Here is a 4819-nt window from a genome sequence, read left to right as displayed (position 1 = left end):
TCGACTTCCCCGCCCCGTTGCGCCCGGAGATCGCGATGCGCTCCGGTCCGGTCACGGAAAGCGACACATCCTCCAGAATGGGCTGACCCGGCCGATGGCCGACGGTCGCCCGCTCGATCGACACGACCGACTTCGCAGCATGGAGGCCGCAGGACGGGACCGTGACTGAGACTGCCTTCACGGCCTCGATCCGGCTGCGGGCGTCCTCGAGCTTCTGGTGAGCCTCGGCACGCAGTCGCTCCGCGGCGCGTGCGCTGCCGCCTGCCGTCTTCTCCGCGTTGTCTCGGCGGGCGCCGACGAGGATCCGGGGAAGCACGCCGCGGGCACCCCGGCGATGTCCGGCCGCATCGCGGTGCTGCTGACGCTCGACGGTCTCCTGTGCCCTTCGTGCAAGGTCCGCCGTTCGCTTCTCAGCCACAGCGAGGTCATGCTCGGCCGCAGCGATCCGAACCGCCTTGGCCTCCAGATACGCGTCGAAGTTCCCCGGATAGCGGCTCACCCCGGAGGGTCCGAGCTCCACGATGGCGTCCATGGCGTCGAGCAAGGATCGGTCGTGGCTGACCACGATTGCCCCCCCGCGCCAGTTCCGCAGAGCTGCGCACACGGCGGACCGCCCTTCGCGATCCAGGTCGTTGGTCGGTTCGTCGAGCAGCAGGAAATCCGGTCCTGCAAACATCGCCGCCGCGAGTGCCGCGCGAGCGCGCTGCCCGCCGGAGAGGCAACACAGACGTGTCGCGGGGCTCACCGGTACACCCATCCGGTCCAGGGCCTCCGTGAGGCGCTCCTCCAGAGTCCAGTCGGCCTCGGCGAGCTCGTCGGCCGTGGCAGCACCGATCTCGGCGCGACGCAGCAGTGCCAGCTTGGCGGTCGCACCGAAGAGATCGGCAACCGTCTCGGTAGGCGGGATGCTCGCGAACTGGCGCAACAACGCCACCGTACCCTCGACGATGATGCTGCCGCTTGTCGGCCTCAGGCGGCCGGCCACGAGGTTCAGGAATGTGCTCTTCCCGGCGCCGTTCCGGCCGACGATGCCAGTTCGCTCCTGCGCGAAGCTGGCGCTGATGTCGGAGAGGACGGTGCGCCCGTCAGGCGCGGTCCACGTGATGTTCAGAAGGGAGAGATGCGCTGGCATGCGTTGAGAGATCCCTGGCGGCAAGGCGGTTCGGCATTGCGGTCAGGGACAGTCTCATCGGCGTCGCGGCTCCATCCGGCGGCCCTTCAATAACCTCGACCGGGGCCAGGCGTCCATCATTCCGCGCGGGCGCCGAGCCGGCCGGGGACGACAGGGCGGGATCCGCCACAGTCCGGGACGAGGCCCGCGGAACATCGCATGAGCATACGCTCATCTCGCGACCCAGCACTTTGTAAGCCTCTGTATCGAGCCTCGGCCCGGCATACAGATCCTCACATTGGGCCGCCCCGAGGCACACAGAGGAGACACGCCGCGTCCTCATCCATCGCGACATCCGCACCATCACAGCGTGAACGTCATCAAGGAGAATCATGACATGCCCGAGCAGAGTCACTTGACGCGTCGGCACTGGATGAAGACCGCTGGCGCTCTCCTGGTGGCGGGACCGGCCATGGCGGCGGAAGCGGTGGCCGCGCAGCCGGCCGGTCCGGCGGCCTCGCCGGCGTCCTTCGGGCCTTTGAAGCAGATCGTCACCAGCGACCTGAACGTCGCCTACGTCGAGGCCGGGCCCGCGAGCGGGCAGCCGGTCCTGCTCCTCCACGGCTGGCCCTACGACATCCATAGCTACGTCGACGTGGCTCCGGTCCTCGCCGCCGCGGGCTATCGCGTCCTGATCCCGTACCTCCGCGGCTACGGTGCGACGCGCTTCCTCTCGGACGCGACGCCGCGCAACGGCCAACAGGCCGCCCTCGCCAACGACGCGCTGGAGTTCCTGAACGCGCTGAAAATCGAGACGGCGCTCGTCGCGGGCTACGACTGGGGCGCGCGCACCGCCTGCATCTTGGCTGCGCTCTGGCCCGAGCGCTGCAGGGGCTTGGTCTCTGTCAGCGGCTACCTGATCGGCAGCCAAGCCGCGAACGCGATGCCGTTGCCGCCCAGAGCCGAGCTGCAATGGTGGTACCAGTTCTACTTCGCGACCGAGCGGGGCCGCGAGGGTTACGCGCGCTACACGAAGGACTTCGCCCGGCTGATCTGGCAGCTTGCCTCACCCAAATGGCAGTTCAGCGACGAAACCTTCGCCCGTTCCGCCCAGGCTTTCGAGAACCCCGACCACGTCGCGGTCTCGATCCACAACTATCGCTGGCGTCTGAAGCTCGCACAGGGTGAGGCCCGCTTCGACGAGACCGAGCGCAAACTGGCGGCCTTCCCGACCATTGCCGTCCCGACGATCACCATGGAGGGCGACGCGAACGGGGCGCCGCACCCCGAGCCCGCCACCTATGCCAAGAAGTTCACGGGCCGCTACGAGCACCGCCTGATCAGCGGTGGCATCGGGCACAATCTCCCGCAAGAGGCACCGCAGGCCTTCGCTCAGGCGGTGATCGATGTCGATGGTTTCTGATCTCCGCCCGCGCCGGCGTCTGTTGATCCCAGCCGCCGCCCTCGCCCTGGGACTCGCGCTCACGGCGACCGCTCAGGAAGCCGGCAAGCCGGCCTCGCCGATCTTCGGAGTCACCGTCCCGGACGGTTACCGGGCCTGGCAGCTCATCGCCCCTGCTCTGGAGGGGGAGCCGCTCAACGAGTTGCGCGCTGTCGTCGGCAACGACGTCGCGGTGAAGGCCTACACCAGCGGTACCCTGCCGTTTCCCGATGGGACGGTCCTGGTGAAGCTCGCTTGGCAACACGTGCCCTCGCCCGAGTTCGAGCCGGCCACCGTGCCGGGCCGGGCCACCACCGTGCAGGTGATGGTGAAGGACGCCAAACGCTATGCGGAGACGGGCGGGTGGGGATTCGGACGCTTCGTCGACGGCAAGCCGGTCGACGAGGCTCAGCACCAGACCTGCTTCGCCTGTCACGAGGCCCGCGTGAAGGACCGCGACTACGTCTTCACGCGCTATGCCCGCTGATGCTCCGACCGCCGGACGTGTCCAGTCCGGCGGCTTGGTATACCATGGCCCCATGCCTCCGTTCCGAGCCGGCTTCTGGATCGTGGCACCCGTCATCGGAATGCTGGCGGGCCTGCTCTACGGTCTCATCTTCGATGTCGAGCTGCTGGTCTCCGGCATTCGTGGCGCCTTTATCGGCGCGCCCGTCCTCCTGTACGAGCGTGGCCTGCTGTTCCAGGCTTGGCGCGACCTGATCCGACGTGCTGCGACTCCCATCTTCGTGGCGGCGACGCTCGCCACCTACATCGCGATGATCGCGGCCGGGAATGCCGGTGCCGGTACGATTCTGCACCACGCGTTCGGCTACATGCCGAACCCGCACGTCGCAATGCTGATGTCCGATGCTGGGCTCGCTTACGCCCTCGGAATTTCCGCTTTGTCGGCCTTCGTCTTCCGCGTCCGGGATCTGATCGGGCCCCGCGTCTTCGCGAACCTGCTGATCGGGCGCTACCATCGACCGATCAGCGAGGAGCGCATCTTCCTCTTCCTCGACGTTGCAGGCTCGACTCGCTTCGCTGAGCAGCACGGCGACTTGGCGGCTCAGCGCTATCTTGGCGCGATTTTCAGCGCGCTCGCCTTGCCGGTGCACCGCGCGCGCGGCTCCATCGACGATTATGTCGGTGACATGGCCCTCGTGAGCTGGACGATGAAGCGAGGAACGCGAGATGCAGCGTGTCTGCGGTGCGTTTTCGATTTCGCACAGGTGATCGCCGACGACGCCGAGCGCTGGGTGGCAGAGTTCGGCCAAGTTCCGGGCTTCCGCGCCGTACTTCACTGCGGCTCGGTCGTGACCGCTGAAATCGGGCTCGAACGACACAAGATTGCGTATTTCGGTGACACGCTGAACACCACGAGCCGTCTTGAATCTGTCGCGAAGGAACTCGGCGTCTCGATCCTCATCTCGGGCGACCTGCTTGATCGGCTCGGCACGCTGCCAAGCGGCATCATCGTCGAGGATCTGGGCTCGCGTACTGTCCGTGGACGCCATGAGCCACTTCGCATCACAGCCGTTCACAATGGCTTCGGGCTGAGTTCCACGTCGCAGGCCTCTGCGAGGCACGGTGCCGAAACGGGCTGACCCAAGCCCCTCATTTCGCAACGGTCGACCGGAAAAATCCCTACGATAACTCCTCCAGTCGGTGGGCGCGGTCTCTGACTATGGCGCCATCATGATGGTCCGACCGTTCGCACAGCCTACGCGCCAAGTCCGCTTCCTGGCTTGGGGCGAAGGTCTGCTAGTGGCACGTTGCTGACCTCGCTGCATGTCGACTCCTTCAGTCCTGGCTCAGCCGCTCAATCAGCCCGGCTCAAAGCCAGCCGGTCACGGGATGACGCTCGTCGCGTCGGCCGTCACCGGGACGAAGTACATCTCCAACTCTTATTCGTGTGGCATCGTCCCATGTGCACTGCTGAGTAGACCACCCAGGGCCTCGATCAATTCAGTCGAGCGATACGGTTTCTGTAGCAACAAGAAGCCGTTCGCGTCCTGATCTTCTCGAAGATAGCCGGACGACAGCAATATTGGCATGTCTGGCCATCGTCGGCGGATGATGTGCCCAAGCTCGATGCCGTTCATCGTGCCAGGCATATTGACGTCGCTGAAAACGAGGGCAATGTTCGACTCTATTTGCAGGAGGCAGAGGGCCTCGTCGACGTCCCGCGCACTGAACACCTCGAATGCGAGCGCTTCGAAAGTCGAGGTAACTGTCGAGCGAACATCAGCGTCGTCCTCGACGACGAG

5 protein-coding genes are annotated in these 4819 nt (G+C 66.0%); 3 read left to right on the top strand and 2 right to left on the bottom strand.

The features are described 5' to 3' along the window. Window positions 1–1132 (bottom strand): ATP-binding cassette domain-containing protein (locus MFF42_RS23985; protein ID WP_238258336.1); only part of this gene is annotated, 1132 nt, incomplete at its 3' end. Window positions 1133–1508: 376 nt separating this feature from the next. Here MFF42_RS23985 and MFF42_RS23980 point away from each other — a divergent pair. The 3 genes from MFF42_RS23980 to MFF42_RS23970 are packed head-to-tail and all read left to right on the top strand — an operon-like array spanning window position 1509 to window position 4156. Next, entirely contained in the window at window positions 1509–2534 is a 1026-nt protein-coding gene (locus MFF42_RS23980) for an alpha/beta fold hydrolase (RefSeq protein WP_238258334.1), read from the top strand. A gap of 22 nt (window positions 2535–2556) precedes the next feature. Continuing rightward, on the top strand, window positions 2557–3039 hold the full coding sequence (locus tag MFF42_RS23975) for a cytochrome P460 family protein (RefSeq protein ID WP_197711637.1): 483 nt from the start codon (window positions 2557–2559) through the stop codon (window positions 3037–3039). A gap of 52 nt (window positions 3040–3091) precedes the next feature. After that, complete coding sequence (locus MFF42_RS23970; protein ID WP_238258333.1) at window positions 3092–4156, top strand: adenylate/guanylate cyclase domain-containing protein; 1065 nt, start codon at window positions 3092–3094, stop codon at window positions 4154–4156. A 300-nt stretch (window positions 4157–4456) separates the two neighbouring features. Here MFF42_RS23970 and MFF42_RS23965 read toward each other — a convergent pair. Then, window positions 4457–4819: response regulator (locus MFF42_RS23965; RefSeq protein WP_238258331.1), on the bottom strand; the 363-nt coding region annotated here is incomplete at its 5' end.

This window comes from Methylorubrum podarium (assembly GCF_022179745.1).
Lineage (GTDB): Bacteria > Pseudomonadota > Alphaproteobacteria > Rhizobiales > Beijerinckiaceae > Methylobacterium > Methylobacterium podarium.
Note: the sequence above shows the minus strand (reverse complement) of the source record. Positions and strands in the feature narration are given on the sequence as shown.

Bases quoted from the DNA above. Each gene is read 5' to 3' on its own strand.
- MFF42_RS23980 (WP_238258334.1), top strand. From the start codon at position 1,509: ATGCCCGAGCAGAGTCACTTGACGCGTCGGCACTGGATGAAGACCGCT.
- MFF42_RS23970 (WP_238258333.1), top strand. From the start codon at position 3,092: ATGCCTCCGTTCCGAGCCGGCTTCTGGATCGTGGCACCCGTCATCGGA.